Annotated in this window: 20 protein-coding genes; 5 read left to right on the top strand and 15 right to left on the bottom strand. The window is 77.7% G+C overall.

The window, feature by feature from the left end:
* Positions 1-35 precede the first annotated feature (35 nt).
* Positions 36-755, bottom strand: coding sequence for a demethylmenaquinone methyltransferase (locus tag JOD57_RS09455; protein ID WP_204691798.1), 720 nt, complete (start codon positions 753-755; stop codon positions 36-38).
* Positions 756-790: 35 nt separating this feature from the next.
* Between JOD57_RS09455 and JOD57_RS09460 the strand changes: the two genes are divergently transcribed.
* Together JOD57_RS09460 and JOD57_RS09465 are read left to right on the top strand one after the other, a co-directional pair.
* A complete protein-coding gene (locus JOD57_RS09460; protein ID WP_204691799.1) occupies positions 791-2,062 on the top strand; it encodes an isochorismate synthase in 1,272 nt (423 codons plus the stop codon).
* A complete protein-coding gene (locus JOD57_RS09465) occupies positions 2,062-2,682 on the top strand; it encodes a class I SAM-dependent methyltransferase (RefSeq protein ID WP_204691800.1) in 621 nt (206 codons plus the stop codon). The genes JOD57_RS09460 and JOD57_RS09465 overlap by 1 nt, the downstream gene beginning before the upstream one ends.
* Before the next feature lie 16 nt (positions 2,683-2,698).
* Here the strand turns inward: JOD57_RS09465 and menD are convergent, their stop codons facing one another.
* Both menD and JOD57_RS09475 read right to left on the bottom strand, forming a co-directional pair.
* On the bottom strand, positions 2,699-4,375 hold the full coding sequence (gene menD, locus JOD57_RS09470) for a 2-succinyl-5-enolpyruvyl-6-hydroxy-3-cyclohexene-1-carboxylic-acid synthase (RefSeq protein WP_204691801.1): 1,677 nt from the start codon (positions 4,373-4,375) through the stop codon (positions 2,699-2,701).
* Positions 4,372-5,328 carry an o-succinylbenzoate synthase gene (locus JOD57_RS09475; protein WP_307824580.1) on the bottom strand — a complete coding sequence of 319 codons (957 nt, stop codon included), beginning with the start codon at positions 5,326-5,328 and terminating at the stop codon, positions 4,372-4,374. Before JOD57_RS09475 ends, menD begins: the two co-directional genes overlap by 4 nt.
* Before the next feature lie 40 nt (positions 5,329-5,368).
* Between JOD57_RS09475 and menE the strand changes: the two genes are divergently transcribed.
* Both menE and JOD57_RS09485 read left to right on the top strand, forming a co-directional pair.
* Complete coding sequence (gene menE / locus JOD57_RS09480; protein WP_204691802.1) at positions 5,369-6,511, top strand: o-succinylbenzoate--CoA ligase; 1,143 nt, start codon at positions 5,369-5,371, stop codon at positions 6,509-6,511.
* A complete protein-coding gene (locus JOD57_RS09485) occupies positions 6,511-7,383 on the top strand; it encodes a 1,4-dihydroxy-2-naphthoate polyprenyltransferase (RefSeq protein ID WP_204691803.1) in 873 nt (290 codons plus the stop codon). Before menE ends, JOD57_RS09485 begins: the two co-directional genes overlap by 1 nt.
* Before the next feature lie 15 nt (positions 7,384-7,398).
* Here the strand turns inward: JOD57_RS09485 and JOD57_RS09490 are convergent, their stop codons facing one another.
* Together JOD57_RS09490 and JOD57_RS09495 are read right to left on the bottom strand one after the other, a co-directional pair.
* Entirely contained in the window at positions 7,399-7,743 is a 345-nt protein-coding gene (locus tag JOD57_RS09490) for a DUF4229 domain-containing protein (protein ID WP_239568292.1), read from the bottom strand.
* Complete coding sequence (locus tag JOD57_RS09495) at positions 7,740-8,249, bottom strand: Lrp/AsnC family transcriptional regulator (protein WP_239570887.1); 510 nt, start codon at positions 8,247-8,249, stop codon at positions 7,740-7,742. Before JOD57_RS09495 ends, JOD57_RS09490 begins: the two co-directional genes overlap by 4 nt.
* A gap of 35 nt (positions 8,250-8,284) precedes the next feature.
* On the opposite strand from JOD57_RS09495, the gene JOD57_RS09500 reads away from it, so the two are divergent.
* Complete coding sequence (locus JOD57_RS09500; protein WP_204691804.1) at positions 8,285-8,491, top strand: hypothetical protein; 207 nt, start codon at positions 8,285-8,287, stop codon at positions 8,489-8,491.
* A 63-nt stretch (positions 8,492-8,554) separates the two neighbouring features.
* Here the strand turns inward: JOD57_RS09500 and JOD57_RS09505 are convergent, their stop codons facing one another.
* The 10 genes from JOD57_RS09505 to JOD57_RS09550 form a co-directional block, all read right to left on the bottom strand.
* Complete coding sequence (locus tag JOD57_RS09505; RefSeq protein WP_204691805.1) at positions 8,555-8,908, bottom strand: hypothetical protein; 354 nt, start codon at positions 8,906-8,908, stop codon at positions 8,555-8,557.
* 126 nt (positions 8,909-9,034) lie between these two features.
* Positions 9,035-9,991: a c-type cytochrome biogenesis protein CcsB gene (ccsB, locus tag JOD57_RS09510; RefSeq protein WP_204691806.1), complete on the bottom strand. Its 957-nt coding sequence runs from the start codon at positions 9,989-9,991 to the stop codon at positions 9,035-9,037.
* Complete coding sequence (resB, locus tag JOD57_RS09515; protein WP_204691807.1) at positions 9,981-11,630, bottom strand: cytochrome c biogenesis protein ResB; 1,650 nt, start codon at positions 11,628-11,630, stop codon at positions 9,981-9,983. The genes ccsB and resB overlap by 11 nt, the downstream gene beginning before the upstream one ends.
* Entirely contained in the window at positions 11,627-12,472 is an 846-nt protein-coding gene (locus JOD57_RS09520) for a cytochrome c biogenesis CcdA family protein (RefSeq protein WP_204691808.1), read from the bottom strand. Before JOD57_RS09520 ends, resB begins: the two co-directional genes overlap by 4 nt.
* Entirely contained in the window at positions 12,473-13,048 is a 576-nt protein-coding gene (locus JOD57_RS09525) for a TlpA family protein disulfide reductase (protein ID WP_204691809.1), read from the bottom strand.
* The gene (locus JOD57_RS09530) at positions 13,045-13,677 is read right to left on the bottom strand and encodes a histidine phosphatase family protein (RefSeq protein WP_204691810.1); all 633 of its coding nucleotides are present in this window, start codon (positions 13,675-13,677) and stop codon (positions 13,045-13,047) included. Before JOD57_RS09530 ends, JOD57_RS09525 begins: the two co-directional genes overlap by 4 nt.
* Positions 13,674-15,056 carry a glutamate-1-semialdehyde 2,1-aminomutase gene (gene hemL, locus JOD57_RS09535; RefSeq protein WP_204691811.1) on the bottom strand — a complete coding sequence of 461 codons (1,383 nt, stop codon included), beginning with the start codon at positions 15,054-15,056 and terminating at the stop codon, positions 13,674-13,676. The genes JOD57_RS09530 and hemL overlap by 4 nt, the downstream gene beginning before the upstream one ends.
* The gene (gene mce1N / locus JOD57_RS09540) at positions 15,053-15,583 is read right to left on the bottom strand and encodes a transport-regulating membrane protein Mce1N (protein WP_239568305.1); all 531 of its coding nucleotides are present in this window, start codon (positions 15,581-15,583) and stop codon (positions 15,053-15,055) included. Before mce1N ends, hemL begins: the two co-directional genes overlap by 4 nt.
* The gene (gene hemB, locus JOD57_RS09545) at positions 15,583-16,581 is read right to left on the bottom strand and encodes a porphobilinogen synthase (protein ID WP_204691812.1); all 999 of its coding nucleotides are present in this window, start codon (positions 16,579-16,581) and stop codon (positions 15,583-15,585) included. The genes mce1N and hemB overlap by 1 nt, the downstream gene beginning before the upstream one ends.
* Positions 16,578-18,107: a uroporphyrinogen-III synthase gene (locus JOD57_RS09550; RefSeq protein ID WP_204691813.1), complete on the bottom strand. Its 1,530-nt coding sequence runs from the start codon at positions 18,105-18,107 to the stop codon at positions 16,578-16,580. Before JOD57_RS09550 ends, hemB begins: the two co-directional genes overlap by 4 nt.
* Between the last annotated feature and the right edge of the window lie 82 nt (positions 18,108-18,189).

Below are 18,189 nucleotides of genomic sequence, written 5' to 3' on the forward strand. Positions count from 1 at the left end.
CGGCGGGACCCTGCAGAGGGGCCGCGGTGGGCCGCTCACGGGCGGCGGGCGCGGTGCAGCGCGACGATCCCGCCAGTGAGGTCGCGCCACTCGACGTCGGCCCACCCGGCGGCCCGGATGCGCGCGGCCAGCGCCGGCTGGTCGGGCCAGGCGCGGATCGACTCGGCCAGGTAGACGTAGGCGTCGGGGTTGCTGCTCACCGCCCGCGCGATCCGCGGCAGCGCCCGCATCAGGTACTCGGTGTAGACGGTGCGGAACGGCGCCCAGACGGGGCTGGAGAACTCGCAGACCACGAGCGTCCCGCCGGGCCGCACCACCCGCCGGAACTCGCGCAGCGCGGCGTCGGGGTCGGCCACGTTGCGCAGGCCGAAGGAGATGACCAGCCCGTCGACGCTCGCGTCGGCCAGCGGGAGCGCCATCGCGTCGCCGGCCACCTTGGGCACCGGCCGCGCCGCGCCGGCCCGCAGCATGCCCTGGGAGAAGTCGCAGGCGATCGCGCGCACGCCCCCGGCCGCCAGCGCCACGGTGGACACCGCCGTCCCGGCCGCGACGTCGAGGACGACGTCCCCGGGCCGGGCGCCCAGCGCCTCCCGGGTGGCCCGCCGCCAGGAGACGTCGCGGCCGCCCGAGAGCACGGTGTTGGTGAGGTCGTAGCGGCGGGCGACGCCGTCGAACATGGCCGCGACCTCGTGCGGCTGCTTGTCCAGACCGGCCCGCGCCCCGGCGGTGTGTGCGCTCTCTCGCCGGTGACCCACGGCGGCCGACGCTACCGGCTGCCTACTCTGGGAGCGTGACCGCGGCCGCCGTGACCTCGCCGGACGCCGTCGCGCCCGCCGTCACGACCGTCGCGCTGCCCGACTCCCCCGACCTGCTGCGCCTGCTGCCCGCCACCGGCGCGCTGTCGTGGGTCCGCCGCGGCGAGGGCCTCGTCGGCTGGGGCGAGGCCGACCGGCTCGAGGTCCGCGGCCCCGGCGCGCTGGCCGAGGCCGCCTCGTGGTGGGCCGGGCGCAGCGCCGACCTGGCCGTCGACGACGGGGTCGGCGTCCCCGGCTCGGGCCCGGTCGTCTTCGCCAGCATCGCCTACGACCCCGCTGCCGGGACGTCGGTGTTCGTCGTCCCGGAGCTCGTCGTCGGCCGCCGCGACGGCGTCACGTGGCTGACCACCACCGGCGACGCCGGCCCGCGCGACGTGCTCGCCGCTCCCCTGCCCCTGCCGCCGTCCCCCGCCCGGCTGCGCTACGCCGACGGCGCGCTCGACCCCGCCTCCTGGTGCTCCGCGGTCGCCGCCGCGGTGGCCCGCATCGGCGACGGCGACCTGGCCAAGGTCGTGCTCGCCCGCGACCTGCTGGTCACCGCCGACGTCCCGCTCGACCCGCGCCGGCTGCTCGACCGGCTGGCCGCCCGCTTCCCCGACTGCTGGACCTTCGCCGTCGACGGCCTGCTCGGCGCGACCCCGGAGCTGCTGCTGCGCCGCACCGGCCGGGAGCTCTCCGCGCGGGTGCTGGCCGGCACCGCCCCGCGCGGTGCCGGGGCCGAGGACGACCGGCTGGCCGCCGGGCTGCTGGACTCGGCCAAGGACCGCGCCGAGCACGCCCTCGCCGTCGACTCGCTGGTGCAGGCGCTGGAGCCCTATTGCTCGGCGCTGTCGGTGCCCGGGGAGCCGTCGCTGCTCACGTTGGCCAACGTGCGGCACCTGGCCACCGACGTCGTCGGCACCCAGCGCCGGACGGGGGCCCGCGGCCGCGCCGGGCTGCTGGAGCTGGTCGACGCCGTGCACCCGACGGCGGCCGTGTGCGGCACCCCGCCCGACCGCGCCGCCGCGGTGATCGGCGAGCTCGAGGGCATGGACCGCGGTCGCTACGCCGGCCCGGTCGGCTGGCTCGACGCCCGCGGCGACGGCGAGTTCGGCCTGGCGCTGCGCTGCGCCCAGCTCTCCGACGACGACCCGGCCACCGCCCGCCTGTTCGCCGGCTGCGGCATCGTCGCCGGCTCCGACCCCTCCGCCGAGCTGGCCGAGACGCAGTCGAAGTTCGCCGCCGTTCAGGCCGCGCTGGAGAGCTGATGCGGCCGGTCCCGGACCTGTCCTGGGACCACAGCGCGCACTACCGGCCGCTGCTGCTGCGGGCCCTGCCGCCTCGCTGCGACCGGGTGCTCGAGGTCGGCTGCGGCGCCGGCGACCTCGCCGCGCTGCTGGCCGGCCGGGGCGTCCGCGTGGACGCCGTCGACCGGTCGCCGGAGATGGTCGCGCTGGCCCGGGCCCGGGTGCCCGCGACGGTCCGCGTCGTCGAGGCCGACGCGCTGGCCCTCGACCTGCCCGCGGGCGGCTACGACGCCGTCGTCAGCACGAGCGTGCTGCACCACCTGCCGCTGGAGGAGGCGCTCCGGTCGTGGGCCGCCGCGGTGCGGCCCGGCGGCGTGCTGGCCGCCGTCGCCCTGCCGCGCACCGACCTGCCCCGCGAGCTGCCGGTCGAGGCGCTGGCCGCGGTGGCGCACCGCGCCGTCGGGGCCTGGCGGCGGCTGCGGCGGGCGCCGCGCGCGGGACCGGTCAGCGGGATGCCGGTGCGCGCGCCCGAGCTGACCGTCCGCGAGGTCCGGCGGCGGGCGCGGGCCGTGCTGCCCGGCGTCCGGGTGCGGCGGCTGCTGTTCTGGCGGTACTCCCTGGTGTGGCGCCGGCCCGGCTGAGGACGCCGGCGCACCGTCAACCGAGCGCGCGGGCCGCCGCGTCGCGGAGGGCGACGGCGAGGTCGGCCTCGGCCCGCTGGTCGGTGCGGACGACGACGACGCGCGGCCCGCCCAGCGCCAGCGCGGCGGGCAGCTCGCCGGCGTCGCGCACCGCCGTCGCCTCCCAGCCGAGGCCCTGCGCCACGGCGACCAGGTCACGGCCGTGCGGCGTCCCGAACACCCGCCGGTAGTCGCGCTGGTGCGCCGGCCGGCCGGGCTCGAGCTGGGCGAAGATCCCGCCGCCGTCGTTGTCGGGCACCACGACCGTGAGGTCCGGCCGCGGCTCCCCGTCGCCGGTGAGCAGCCCCTGCAGGTCGTGCAGGAACGTCAGGTCGCCCATCAGCGCCACCGCCGGCCCGCCGTGCACCAGCGCCGCGCCGACCGCGGTCGAGACGGTCCCGTCGATGCCGGCGACGCCGCGGTTGGCCAGCACGGTCACGTCCGCGCGCGGGACGGCGAGCCGGTCGACGTCGCGCACCGGCGTCGAGGAGCCGAGGACAAGCAGCCGGCCGGCCGGCAGCGCGGCCACGACGTCGCGGGCCAGCCGGGCCGCGGTCAGCCCGGGCGCGGCGTCGAGCAGCGCGTCGACCGCCGTCCCGACCCGGCCGGCGGCGTCCCGCCAGGCCGCGGCCCAGCCGTCGTCCCCCGCCGGGCCCACCGGCGGCGCGGCCCGGGTGACCAGCGCGCTGGAGCGGCCGGCGTCGGGCCAGCGCGGCGTCGCGACGACGGTCTGCACGCTGACCCGCGGGTCGGCCAGCAGCGCCGACACCGGTCGCGACAGCGTCGGGCGGCCGACCACGACCACCCGCTCGGGCCGGTGCGCGTCGAGCCAGTCGGCCACCCCGAGCAGCAGCGCCCCGCCGCGCACGGCGTCGCCGGTCCACGCGCCCCCGCTCGGCTCGGCGACCACCGGCCAGCCGGCCGCGGCCGCTCCGGCGGCCCACGCCCGGCCGAGCGCGGTCGGCCCGTCGCCGGCCACGACCAGCGTGCGCTGCCCGGCCGGCAGCGGGTCGGCGACGGGTCCGGGCGCCGCGGCCGCCGTCCAGGGTGCGCCGCCGTCGCGACCGGCCCACTCGCCGCTGGGCGCCGGGTCGCCGTCGGGCAGCAGCGGCTCGCGGAACGCCAGGTTGAGGTGCACCGGCCCCGGGTCGGCCGACAGCACGCCGGTGGCCGCGAGCAGCGCCCGCGACACCACCGAGCGCCAGTAGCGGTTCTGCGCGGCCTCGCGGCCGGCCTCGGGCACCCCGACGTCGGCCGCCCAGCGCACCGCGCCGCCGTAGAGGCCGGGCTGCTCGATGGTCTGGTTGGCCCCGGTGGCACGCAGCTCCGGCGGCCGGTCGGCGGTGAGCGCCACCAGCGGCACGCCGCTCACGTCGGCCTCCAGGACCGCGGCGTGCAGGTGGGCGGTCGCCGTCCCCGAGGTGGTGAGCACCGGCACCGGCCGGCCCGACGCGCGGGCCAGGCCCAGGGCGAGGAAGGCCGCGGTGCGCTCGTCGATGCGCACGTGCAGCCGCAGGGCGCCGGCCCGCTCCGCGGCGGCCAGCGCCAGCGCGACCGGCGCCGAGCGCGAGCCGGGCGCCACGACGGCGTCGGTCACGCCGCCGCGCAGCAGCTCGTCGACCAGCACGCGGGCCAGCGCGGTGGAGGGGTTCACGCGGCCAGCACCGCGGTGAGCCGCTCGGTCCACCGCGCCGTCACGGCGGGTGGCGCGGCCACGGAGGGCAGGGCGTCGGGCGCCACCGGACGCACCGGCAGGGCGCCGTCGACCGGGAGCAGCGGCGTCCCGGTCACGTCGCCGGTCAGCAGCGCGACGGTGGCCAGCCCGCAGGCGAAGGGCAGCTCGGGCAGCGCGGCGGCCAGCGCGACGCCCGCGGCGATGCCGACCGACGACTCCAGCGCCGAGGAGACGACGCAGGGCAGCCCGTGCGCCTCGGCCACCCGTAGCGCCGCCCGCACGCCGCCGAGCGGCTGCACCTTGAGGACGACGACGTCGCAGGCCTCGCGCAGGTCGACCGCCAGGGGGTCGTCGGCGCGGCGGACCACCTCGTCGGCGGCCACCCGGACGTCGGTGCGCCGGCGCAGCAGGGCCAGCTCGCCGAGGGTGGCGCAGGGCTGCTCGACGTACTCCAGGCCCACCCGGCCGAGCTCCCGGATGCGGGCGACGGCGGTGTCGACGTCCCAGGCGGCGTTGGCGTCGACCCGGATCGCGCCGTCCGGGCCGAGCGCGTCGCGGACGGCCTCCACCCGGGCGAGGTCGTCGGCGGGCGCCTGCCCGGGCTCGGCCACCTTGACCTTCGCCGTCCGGCAGCCCGACGCCGCGACGATGGCGTGCGCGCGCCCGGCGTCGACCGCCGGCACGGTGACGTTCACCGGCACGGAGTCGCGCAGCGGCGGCGGCCAGCCCTCCAGCGCGGCCTCGGCGGCCGCGGCCCACCAGCGGCGGCTCTCGGGGACGCCGTAGTCCCAGAACGGGGAGAACTCGCCCCAGCCGGCCGGGCCGCGCACCACGACGCCGTCGCGGACGTCGATCCCGCGGAAGCGGGTGCGCATCGGCACCGACCACACCGCCACCTCGTCGATCCCCGGCGGGAACGCGGCGGTGATCACGGCGCCAGCGTAGATCGCGCGCGCCGTACCCTCGTTCGACGTGCCCCGGCAGCTGACCGTCCTCCCCGCGCCGGAGTCCCCGGACGCCGTCCTCGGCACCGTGCTGCCCGCCGTCCGCGCCTGCCTCGACGGCACCGCGCCGCTCGCCGTCCTCCCGGCCGGGCCGCCGGCGGCCGCGGCCCGTGAGGTCCTCGCGCCCGGGGAACCGCTGGAGGACGGCGCCGACCTCGTCGTCGTCACCTCCGGTTCCACCGGCCGCGGCCGCGGGGTGCTGCTGCCGGCGTCGGCGCTGCGGGCGTCGGGCACCGCGACGCTGGACCGCCTCGGCGGCCCGGGCACCTGGCTGCTGGCGCTGCCGGTGTCGGCGGTCGCCGGCCTGCAGGTGCTGTGCCGCTCGGTGCTGGCCGGCACGACGCCGACGGTGCTCGGGCCCGGCGAGGACCTGGCAGCGGCGGGGGCCCGCACGGACGGCGACCGCCGCTACACCGCCCTCGTGCCCACCCAGCTGCGCCGCCACCTCGACCGCGAGCCCGACGCGCTGCGCGCGTTCGACGCGGTGCTCGTGGGCGGCGCGGCCACCGACCCCGGCCTGCTGGCGCGGGCCCGCGAGGAGGGGGTCGCCGTGGTGACCACCTACGGCACGACCGAGACCGCCGGCGGCTGCGTCTACGACGGCGTCCCGCTCGACGGCGTGCGCGTCCGTGCCGACGACGAGGGCATCGCCGTCGCCGGGCCGGTCCTGGCCCTGGGCTACCGGCGCGACCCGGAGGGCACGGCTGCGGCCTTCGCCGGCGGTGAGTTCCGCACCCGCGACGCCGGCTCCCTCGGCCCGGACGGCCGGCTCACCGTGACCGGGCGGCTCGACGACGTCGTCGTCACGGGCGGCGTGAACGTCGCGCCCCAGGCGGTCGAGGGCGTGCTGCGCGAGCACCCGGACGTCGCCGACGCCGTGGTCTTCGGCCGGCCCGACGAGGAGTGGGGGCAGCGGGTGGTGGCCGCCGTCGTCCCGTCCGCGGGCGCCGCCCCCGACCTCACCGCCCTGCGCCCCTGGGTGGCCGAGCGGCTCGGCCCGCCGTCGGCGCCGCGGGAGCTGCACCTGCTCGACGCGGTGCCGACGCTGCACACCGGCAAGCCCGACCGCCGGGGCGTCGCGGCCCGCCTGACCGGCGCCGGTCCCGCCTGATGGCGACGCCCGCGCAGTGGGTGGCCGGCGCCCGGCCGCGCACGCTGCCCGCCGCCCTCGCGCCCGTGCTCGTGGGCACCGGCGCCGCGGCCGCCCTCGGCGGCTTCCGGCCGGTCCCGGCGCTGCTCGCGCTGCTGGTGGCGCTGGCGCTGCAGGTGGCGGTCAACTACGCCAACGACCACTCCGACGGCAAGCGCGGCACCGACGCCGACCGGGTCGGGCCCGTGCGGCTGGTCGGCTCGGGCGCGGCCAGCGCGCGGCAGGTGCTCGTGGCGGCGCTGCTGGCCTTCGCCGTCGCGGCCGGAGCCGGGCTGGTGCTGGCCGCGCTGTCGAGCTGGTGGCTGGTCGCCGTCGGCGCGGTGTGCATCGCCGCGGCCTGGACCTACACCGGCGGCCCGCTGCCCTACGGCTACCGGGCGCTGGGCGAGGTGTTCGTCTTCGTCTTCTTCGGCCTGGTCGCCGTCGCCGGCACGACGTTCGTGCAGACCGGCCGGGTCGAGGGCCTCGCCCTGGCGGCCGCGGTGCCGGTCGGGCTGCTGTCGACGGCGCTGCTGGTGGTCAACAACCTGCGCGACGTCGCCGGGGACGCCCTCGTGGGCAAGCGCACGCTCGCGGTGCTGCTCGGCGACCGCGCGACCCGGCTGTTCTACGTCGGGCTGCTGGCCGGCGCGTTCGCGGTGGTCGTGGCGATCGGCGTCGTCCGGCCGTGGGCGCTGCTGGGACTGCTCGCCGCGCCGCTGGCGGTGCCGCCGTCCCGGGTCGTGCTCACCGGCGGGCGCGGGCCGGCGCTGATCGCCGCGCTGCAGGCCACCGGTCTGCTCACCCTGGTCACCGGCGTGCTGCTGGCGGCCGGGCTGGCGCTGTCGGCCTGACCGGTCGCCCGCCGGTCAGGCGGCGGCGTCCCCGCTGAGCCGGTCGCGCAGCTGCTCCTTGCGGGTGCGCCGGGCGACGTTGCGCGCGGCCAGGCCCTCGGTGAGCCGGTCGCGCACCGGGCGCAGCAGCACGTAGGCCACCGGCATCGACAGCAGCAGGCCGAACAGCAGCGCCGGGAAGCCGGGCAGGCCGACCAGCCAGATCAGGGCGATGAGCGCGACGGCGATCACCAGCCGGCCGAGCGTGTAGACCAGCAGCCACGGCACGATCCGCGGCGGCGTCGCCGGGCCGCCGGTGGGCGCGCTCGGGGCGGGGGTCTGGGCCATCGTGCCGTCCTCCAGGCTGCGGTCGGGCGTCATGCCGTCCGTCCCTCCCACTTGGTGGAGAGGACGACGGTGGTGCGGGTGCGGGCGACGCCCCTGATCCGGTTCAACGCGCTGATGGCCGCCTCCAGTGCCGGGATGTCGGTCACCCGCACCTTGAGGACGTAGCCCTCGCTGCCGGCCACCCGCCAGCAGTCCTCGACCTCGGGCATCTCCCGCAGCGCGGCCTCGACGCCGGTGTCGTCGACCGAGTCGCTCTCGATGACGCCGACCAGCGCGGTGACGTCGAGGCCGAGGGCGGTGGGGTCGACGACGGCGCGGTAGCCGGTGATGACGCCGGCCGCCTCCAGCTTGCCCACCCGGTCGTGGACGGCGGCGGAGGACAGCCCCACCTGGCGGCCCAGCTCGGCGATGCTGGCGCGGCCGTTGGCGCGCAGCAGGTCGATCAGCTGCCGGTCGACGGCGTCGATGGGGCCCTCCGGGTCGGTGCTCGCGGGAGGCGGGTCGCGCTCCGCCCCCCGAGTATCCCCGCGGACGTACATTGACGGCACGGACCCGAGACGAGGGGGTGGCCCAGGTGTTCCTTCTGCTCCTGGTGATCGCGGCGGTCGTGGTGGTGCTCGTGGTGCGGGCGACGGCCGCGGCCGGGAGCGGACTGCGCCAGCAGCGACCGCCCCGCCGTCCCGGCCCGACGCAGGCCACCCGCCCGGTGGCTCCCGACGACGACCCGGAGTTCCTCCGCGAGCTCGGCCGGCGCGTGCGCCGCGACGACTCCCCCGCCTAGCCCCGACCCCTGCCCGGGGTCCCGCCGCGAGCCTGCGAGCGGTGGGGGCAGGGAGGTCCTTTCTCAGGCGGCGTGGCCGCCGAAGAGCCGGCGCCAGCCGCGCGGACCCGGCGGTTCCGGCTCGTCCTCGGGCCCCGGTGCGGGGACGGGCGGGACGGCGTCCATGCGGGCGGTCTCGTCGACCGTGCCGGCCCCGGTCCCCTCGGCGGTGTCGGCCGACCCCGGCCAGCCCAGCCCGCCGCCGGTCGTGGTGTCCCCCGGCCAGCCCAGCCCGTTCCCGGAGCCCTCGCGGCCGCGGTCGTCGGCGTCGCGGAGCCCCGTGGCGCGCCGGGTGCCCGGCGCGTCTGCCTTGGAGGCCAGTGCGGCCGCGATGATCGGGTCGGTGCCGGCGTCGTCGGCGGCCGCGTGCCTACCCACGACGACCTCCACGGCAGCCCCCCGCGCGTGCAGTCATGCAGGAATGGAAGCACGCAACCGAGCGCACCGGCGCCCGTGCTCGGCAGACGGGCGACGGGTGTGACCGGGTGGGACGGATGAGGTGGGTCAGTTCACCCCGCCGTAGCTGTGCAGCCCGGTCGACACCATGTTCACGTACAGCAGGTTGAACACCATGACCGCCAGGCCCACCACGTTGACCCACGCGGCGGGCCGGCCCCGCCAGCCGGCCGTCGTCCGGGCGTGCAGGTAGGCGGCGTAGACCACCCACGCGATGAACGCCCAGGTCTCCTTGGGGTCCCAGCCCCAGAACCGGCCCCAGGCGCTCTCGGCCCAGATGGCGCCGGCGATGACGGCGAAGGTCCAGATCGGGAAGCCGAAGACGGCGGTGCGGTGCGCGAGGCGGTCGAGGGTGGCCGCGGAGGGCAGGTGGGCCACCAGCCCGGAGGCGTCGCCGCCGCGGGCCTCGTACCGCGACCGGACCAGGTACAGGACGCTGGCGATGCCGCTGACGAAGAAGACGCCGAAGCCGAGGATCGCCGTCGTCACGTGCACGGCCAGCCAGCTCGAGCGCAGCGCGGCCACCAGCGGGCCGGCCTCGGCGTAGAGGAACAGGCCGATCGCCACCAGGCTGACCACGACCGGGGCGAGGACGAACAGGCCCAGGTGGCGCAGGCCGGGCGAGCGCACCGCCAGCACGAGGAAGGCCACGACGGCGACGAGCACGACCGCGGTCGCGAACTCGTACATGTTGCCCCAGGGCAGCCGGTCGGCGGCCAGCCCGCGGGCGACGAGGACGCCGGCGTGGGTGAGCGCCCCCAGCGCGGTGAGCGCCATGGCCGCCAGACCCCAGCGACGGACCGGCGCGGGCTCGTCGGCACCGGCCGCCGCGGTGTCCGCGGGCGCCGGTCCGGCCGGGGCGCCGGCCCCCACCAGCTCCCGGGCGCGGGCCGGCCGGCGGCCGAAGGCCAGCTGGGCGCAGAAGGCCACGACGGCCAGGGAGTAGAGGCCGACGCTGACCGAGAACAGGGTGTCGGACAGGGCGGCCAGCTGGTCAGCGGTCACGCGGGGAGGCCTCCGGGTGCGGTGCGCCTCCGCCGGGGGGCGGGACGCGGGTGGTGGCGCGGGCCGCCAGGGCCGCCCGCAGGTCGTCGGCGAGGGCCGCGAAGCGTGGTGCGCCGTCGCCGCTGCCGCGCGTCAGGACCCCGACGCCGAGCACGGTACCGCCGTCCCCGGAGGGGGCGGTGGCGCGGGCGAAGACGCGCTCCCGGCGCAGCAGGAGCATGCCGAGCAGGCCGGCCAGGACGGCGATCGCGGCGGCGAGCACCCACACCTGGCCCGGGTCGTGCGAGAACTGGACGGCGGCGAACTCGGCGTGACCGGTGAAGGTGACCGCCGTCCCGTCGGGCAGGGTCATCGACTCCCCCACCGACAGGTTGGCCGAGCCGACCTCGGTGAGCCGGCCGCGCTCGATCTGCGAGGCGTCGAGGGAGTAGACCGACTGCGGCAGGCCCGAGTCCAGGCCCAGGTAGCCCTGGTAGGCCACGACCGCGACCTGGGGCGCCAGGGGCCGCGGGTCGATCGAGGTGAGGATGCCGCCCTGCACCAGGCCGGTGGGGGCGAAGAAGCCCTGCAGCGCCAGCTGGTCCTCGGCGCCGGCGCCCAGGTCGGGCAGCTTGAGGGCGCCCTCGCTGGCCATGGTGCTCTGCTCGGTGGGCAGGAACGGCGCGGAGACGTCGTCGAAGCTCGTCCCGTCGGGGAGCGTCACGGTGAACGTCGGGCTGAACCCGTGGCCGGTGACGTAGACGCGGTCGCCGTCGACGCGCAGCGGGTCGTTGACGCCGATCGTCGTCGGCCGGCCCTCCTCCCCGGGCCCGCCGTAGGTGATGTCGGCGGTGAACGACGAGGCGGTGAGGTCCTCCTCGTACTCGGCGCGGAAGTCCTCGAGGCCGATGCACACCGGCGAGAGGTCGCCGCCCTCGACCAGCGGGCCGGCGGAGTGGGTGTCGTACTGCTGGAAGGAGTTGCAGAACCGCTGACCCTCGGTCACCAGGATGCTGCCCTCGTAGCCCCAGAGCTTGCCGCCGGCCAGGGCCAGCAGCAGGGCGACCAGGGCGAGGTGGAAGACGAGGTTGCCGGCCTCCTTGAGCAGCCCCTTCTCCGCGGAGAGCTCCGCCGAGCCGTCCCGCTCGCGCCGGACGACGCGGTAGCGGCGGACCCGCAGCTCCTCCTCGACCACGTCGAGCGCGGCCGCGGCGGGCAGCGGGGTCGCGAGCTCGGCGGAGTCGGGCAGCCGCGAGAGCCGGCGCGGCGCGGGCGGCGGCGGGGTGCGCAGCGCGCGGGCGTGCTCCAGCGCGCGGGGCAGGACGCAGCCGATGAGCGACACGAACAGCAGCAGGTAGACCGCGGCGAACCACGGCGAGCTGAAGACGTCGAACAGGTAGAGCCGGTCCAGCAGCGGCGCCAGCGTCGGGTGGTCGGCGAAGTACTGGCGGACGTTGGTCTGCGACAGCGAGCGCTGCGGCAGCAGCGAGCCCGGGATGGCGGCGAGCGCGAGCAGGAACAGCAGGACGATCGCCGTGCGCATCGCGGTGAGCCGGCGCCACTGGCGCAGCAGGAACGCGGCGGCGCGGCGGAGGGCCGACGGGCGGGCGGGCGGCGGCGGGGGCGCGGCGGCCTCCCGCGGCGGGGCGGTCACCGTCACAGCAGGGACTCCCCCAGACCGGTGGCGGCCAGCCACGAGCGCAGCCACGACATCATCTCGCCCCACGCGCCGGTGACCAGCAGCAGCCCGACCAGCACGAGGACGGCGCCGCCGAAGCGGGTGACGCCCTGCGCGTGGCGGCGCAGGAACGCCGTCGCCCCGACCGCCCAGCGGGCGCCGAGGGCGACCAGCACGAACGGCACCCCGAGGCCGAGGCAGTAGGCGACCGAGAGCAGCGCGCCCCGGCCGGCGGTCGCCTCGGTGTAGGCCAGCGAGTACACCGCCGACAGCGTCGGGCCCAGACACGGCGTCCAGCCCAGCCCGAAGACCACACCCAGCAGCGGCGCCCCGGCCAGCCCGGCGGCCGGCCGCACGGACAGCCGCCTCGTCCGCTGGAGGAACGGCAGCCGGCCGAGGAAGCCCAACCCCACGACGATGACGACGACGCCCATGACGCGGGTGATGACGTCGTCGTACTGCACCAGCAGCCGGCCCAGCCCGCCCAGCGCCGTGCCGACGGCGACGAACACCGCGGTGAAGCCGAGGACGAACAGCAGCGCGCCGAGGACCATGCGCCCGCGGGGCGAGCGCTCGTCGGCGCGCACGGCGGTGGCCGTCGCGGTCGCGGTGCCGCCGTCGCCGGTGCCGCCGTCCCCCGCGGGGGCGGGCGCCGGCGCGGGGCGGGCGCCGCTGCCGACCAGGCCGGTGACGTAGGACAGGTAGCCGGGCACCAGCGGCAGCACGCAGGGCGAGGCGAAGCTGACCAGCCCGACCAGGGCGGCGACGGCGGCGGCAACCAGCAGCGGGCCGTCGGTGACCAGCGCGGCGAACTCAGCGCCCACTCAGCCCTCCCCGAGCAGCAGGTCGAGCACCGCGCGCAGGTCGTCCTGGGCGACCTCGCCGGTGTAGACGGCCGCCACCCGGCCGTCCCGGTCGAGCACGATGGTGGACGGGATCGCGGTCGCCGGGTAGTCCCGGAACGCCAGGGCCACCTCGCCGGCGGGGTCGTGGAGCGAGGGGAACTCGATGCCCTCGCTGGTGACGAACGCCTGGGCGAACTGCTCGTCGGTCTCCTTGACGTTCAGGCCGAGGAAGGCCACGCCCTCGTCGCGGACGTCGGCGTAGACCTCCTGGAACTGCGGCGTCTCCACCCGGCAGGGCGGGCACCACGAGCCCCAGAAGTTGAGGACGGCGACCTCCCCGGCCAGCTCGGTGGAGGAGAAACCACCGCCGCCGAGCAGGGTGCCGCCGAACTCCGGCGCCGCGGCCCGCTCGGCCTCGGGGATGACCTCGCCGGCGGGGGTGCCGGCGACGAAGCGGAACTCGCCGCCGTTGGTGACGTCGACCTGGCCGTCGCCGGTCGAGCAGCCGGTGAGCAGGGCGAGTGCCGCGGACGCGGCGAGGAGGGTCCGCCTCATGCGCCGGGCACCGCGTCGGGGTCGGTGGCCCCGGCCGGCTCGGCGTAGGAGACGCCGGCGACGCGGTCGCCCTCGTAGGTCACCGAGGTGACGCTGGCCAGCCCGCACTGCCGGCGCCGTGGGTCGTGGGCGTAGCGGCGGCCCTCCAGGTGCAGCCGCAGCGTCCAGATGGGCAGCTGGTGGCTGACGCAGACCGCGGCGCTGCCGCGGGCGGCGTCGCGGGCGGCCTCGACGGCGGCCAGCATCCGCGCCGCGATCTCCACGTAGGGCTCGCCCCACGAGGGCCGCACCGGGTTGCGCAGCTTCCACCAGTGCTGGGGCCGGCGGAACGCACCGTGGCCGACCGCGAGCCCCTCGAAGGCGTTGCCGGCCTCGAGCAGCCGCTCGTCCAGGGTCACCGGCAGGTCGAGCCGCTCGGCGATCGGGGCGGCGGTCTGCTGCGCCCGCTCGAGCGGGCTGGCGACCAGGTGGGTGACGCCGCGACCGCTGAACCACTCCGCCGCCGTCCGGGCCATCTGCTCGCCGGCGGTGGACAGCCGGTAGCCCGGCAGCCGGCCGTAGAGCACGCCCTCGGGGTTGTGCACCTCCCCGTGCCGGAGCAGGTGGACGACGGTCGTCCGGTCGCTCACGGAGAGAGCTCCTGGGCGTCCTTGGCGACCTCGGCGGGCGGCGCGTCGGCCGGGTCGGCGGCCGCGGCGGCGCGGGCGGCGGCGGGCAGCGCGCCGAGCACCCGCTCCACGGCCTCGTCCCCGAGGGCGGCGCTGACGAACCACGACTCGTAGGCCGACGGCGGCAGGTACACGCCGCGGGCGAGCATCTCGTGGAAGAAGGCGGTGAACGCGGCGGTGTCCTGGGTGCGGGCGTCGGCGAAGTCGCGCACCTGGCGCTCGTCGGGCACGAAGAACACCGAGAACATCGACCCGGCCTGCTGCACGCGGTGCGGGACGCCGGCGGCGAACAGCGCCGCGCTGGTCGCGCCGCGCAGGACCGCGGCCACCTCGTCGCAGCGGGCGTAGACCTCCTCCGTGCAGTGCCGCAGCGTGGTGAGCCCGGCGGCGACGGCGACCGGGTTCCCCGACAGCGTGCCGGCCTGGTACACCGGCCCGGTCGGGGCGAGGTGGTCCATGAGGTCGGCGCGGCCGCCGAAGGCCGCGGCCGGCAGCCCGCCGCCCATGACCTTGCCGAAGGTGAACAGGTCGGCGTCGACGGGGTCCAGGCCGTACCAGCCCGAGCGCGACACCCGGAAGCCGGTCATGACCTCGTCGAGCAGCAGCAGCGCGCCGTGCGCCGCGGTGATCCGGCGCAGCTCGCCGTTGAAGCCGTGCAGCGGCGGGACGACGCCCATGTTGCCGGGCGCGGCCTCGCTGACCACGACGGCGATCTGGTCCCCGCGCTCGGCGAAGACCTGCTCGAGCGCGGCGACGTCGTTGTAGGGCAGCACGATCGTGTCGGCGGCGGCGCCGGTGGTGACGCCGGGGGTGTCGGGCAGGCCCAGCGTGGCGACGCCGGAACCGGCCGCGGCGAGCAGCGCGTCGACGTGGCCGTGGTAGCAGCCGGCGAACTTGACCACGAGCGGGCGGCCGGTGGCGCCGCGGGCCAGCCGCACCGCCGAGAGGACCGCCTCGGTGCCGGAGTTGACCAGCCGCACCCGCTGCACCGGCGGCACCCGGCCGATGATCTCCTCGGCCAGCTCGAGCTCGGCCTCGGTGGGCGCCCCGAACGACAGCCCGCGGCGGGCGGCGGCGGTCACCGCCTCGACGACGGCCGGGTGGGCGTGGCCGAGGATCATCGGCCCCCACGAGGCGACGAGGTCCACGTAGCGGCGGCCGTCGGCGTCGGTGAGCCACGGGCCCTGGGCCTGCGCCATGAAGCGCGGCGTGCCGCCCACGGCGCGGAACGCCCGCACCGGGGAGTTCACGCCCCCGGGGGTGACCTGCTGCCCGCGGGCGAACAGGTCGGCCGAGACGGGCGCTGCGTAGTCGTACCGGGCGGTGTCCAGCGAGGTCACCGCCCCAGTGTCCCCCTCGTCCCGGGACGGCTGCCGGGGGTGTCCGGGTCGGCGGGCTGTGACGTCCGGCTCCCCGGCACCGAGGCGAGCAGGGCGCTGCCCAGCGCGGCGGGGTCCCGGGTGGGGACGAGCACGGTGCGCCCGTCGGCCAGCCGCAGGGGCAGCCCGGCCCGGCCGCGCGGCACCGACCAGCCGCCGCCGAGCACCGGGGCGCCGGCGTCCACGCCCGCGGTGCCGGCGCGGACGGCGCGCAGGTGGGCGGCGTCGACGTCGGCCAGCGGCACCCGCTCGTGGCCCACCGACAGCGTGCCGTCGGGGCCGCGCGGGTCCACCCGCACGGTCCACGCGCGGCGCGCGGTCCAGCAGACGGACGCCACGACACCGAGCACGGCGACGACGGCCGACGTCCACACCACCGGCGGCACGTCCGGGCCGGGCGCCAGCACGTCCAGGACGACGAAGAGCCCGAGGACCCCGGCGGCCAGCCACAGCGGCCGCCAGGAGCCCCCGGGCTCGACGTAGGACATCAGCGCAGCAGGCGCGCGGCCTCGACCGCCCAGTAGGTCAGGACCTGGCCCGCGCCCGCGCGGCGGATGGCGGTGAGCGTCTCCAGGATGGCCCGCTCCCGGTCGATCCAGCCGTTGGCCGCGGCTGCCTCGACCATCGCGTACTCGCCGCTGACCTGGTAGGCGCTGACCGGGACGTCGACGGCGTCGGCGACCCGGGTGACGATGTCGAGGTAGGGCAGCGCCGGCTTGACCATGACCGCGTCGGCGCCCTCGGCGAGGTCCTGGGCCACCTCGCGCAGCGCCTCGTCGGCGTTGGGCGGGTCCATCTGGTAGGTCGAGCGGTCGCCGAACCGGGGCGCGCCCTCGGCCGCCTCGCGGAAGGGCCCGTAGAAGCCCGAGGCGTACTTCGCGGCGTAGGCCAGGATCGGCGTCTCGGTGTGGGCCGCGCCGTCCAGCGCCCGGCGGATGGCCGCCACCTGCCCGTCCATCATCCCGCTGGGGGCGATGACGTGGGCACCGGCCTGCGCCTGCGCGATCGCCACCGACGCGTACCGGTCGAGCGTGGGGTCGTTGTCGACGACGCCGGCCGGGGTGACCAGCCCGCAGTGCCCGTGGTCGGTGTACTCGCACAGGCAGAGGTCGGCCATGAGCACCAGCTCGTCGCCGAGGTCGGCCCGCAGCTCGCGCAGCGCGACGTTGACGATCCCGTCGGCGGCGTCGGCCTGCGAGCCGACCGCGTCCTTCTCCGCGGGGATGCCGAAGAGGACCAGCCCGCCGATGCCGGCCTCGGCCGCCTCGTGCGCGGCCTTCCGCAGGGAGTCGACCGTGTGCTGGACGACGCCGGGCATCGAGCCGATGGCGACCGGCTCGGCGATGCCCTCCTTGACGAACACCGGCAGCACCAGGTCGGCCGGGGCCACCCGGGTCTGGGCGGTCAGCCGGCGCAGCGCGGGCGTCGACCGCAGCCGGCGCCCGCGCGCGAAGCCCGGGCTCGACCCGCCCTGCGCCGCGGTCACTCCCCGGCCTCCGCCCGCTTGGCCTCGGCGTGCTCGGCCAGCGCGTCGACCAGCGGGCCGACGGCGGCGGTCCCGGGCTGGACGTCGACCCGCAGGCCGAACTCCTGCGCGGTGGCCGCGGTGGCCGGGCCGATCACGGCGACGACGGTCTTGGCGTGTGGCTTGCCGGCGATGCCGACCAGGTTGCGCACGGTGCTCGAGGAGGTGAAGCACACCGCGTCGAAGCCGCCGCCCTTGATCGCCTCGCGGACCGGCGCCGGCGGCGGGGCGGCCCGGACGGTCCGGTAGGCGGTCACGTCGTCGATCTCCCAGCCGCGCTCCTGCAGGCCCGCGGCGAGGGTCTCGGTGGCGATGTCGGCGCGCGGCAGCAGCACCCGGTTGATCGGGTCGAGGACGTCGTCGTACTCGGGGAAGTCGGCCAGCAGGCCCTCGCTCGACTGCGCCCCGGTGGGCACCAGCTCCGGCACGATGCCGAAGGCGCGCACCGACTCGGCGGTCTGCTCGCCCACGCAGGCGACCTTGACGCCGGCGAAGGCGCGGGCGTCGAGGCCCAGCTCGGTGAACTTCTCCCGGACGGCCTTCACGGCGTTGGCCGAGGTGAACACGATCCAGCCGTAGCGGCCGGTGACCAGGCCCTTGATCGCCCGGTCCATCTGGGCGGCGCTGCGCGGCGGCTCGACGGCGATGGTCGGCACCTCGACCGGCACCGCGCCGTAGGCCCGCAGCCGGTCGCTCATCTCGCCGGCCTGGTCCTTGGTGCGCGGCACGAGCACCCGCCAGCCGAACAGCGGCCGGCTCTCCCACCAGGAGAGCTTGCCGCGCTTGTCGACGACCGGGCCCACGGTGGCCACGACCGGGCCGGTGAGCGGGTCGAGCCCGGCGGTCTTCTCCGCGACGGCCGACAGCTTCGCGACGACGCTCCGCTGGCCGGTGCCCGAGCCGCCGCTGGTGACGACGACGGGGGTGCTGCCGGACAGGCCGCCCTCCACCAGCCGCGCGGCGGCGTCGGGCAGCTCCTCGACCGCGCCCTGCAGCACGACCGGGGCGCCCAGCGTGCTCGCCGCACCGGCCAGGGCCGGCAGGTCGACGTCGCCGGCGCGCAGGTCGGCGGTCAGCGAGGTGCCGCCGAGCGCGACACCGGCGTAGGCCGGGACGGCGGTCGAGGGGGCGACGCCGGGGACGACGTCGAAGGGGATGGAGGTGCGGCCGACGGCGAGCACCTCCTTGACCACGGCGTCGGAGGTGAACGGGTCGCCGGCGACCAGCCGGACGACGACCTCGCCGCTCTTCGCCGCGGCGACGGCGCCCTTGGCGACCTCGGCCGGCTCGCCGCTGACGGCGGTGGGCTCGAGACCGGGGCGGCTCTCGCGGACGGCGTCGGTGACGGCGACGGGCACGTCGGGGTCGACCTGCACCACCGTGGCCTCGGCCAGCGCGGCCGTGGCCCGGGCGGTCAGCATGCCGGGGTCGCCGGGGCCGGCGCCGACGAAGACGACGCGGCCTGGGGTCTTGCGGAAGCGCGTCATCGCGTGCTCCTGGTCCTTGTTGGTGTCGTGGCCCTCGGGAGGGCGTGTGCGGGGTCTGGGAGAGCCGGGGCGGGCTGCCCGG

Source organism: Geodermatophilus bullaregiensis, assembly GCF_016907675.1.
Classification (GTDB): domain Bacteria; phylum Actinomycetota; class Actinomycetes; order Mycobacteriales; family Geodermatophilaceae; genus Geodermatophilus; species Geodermatophilus bullaregiensis.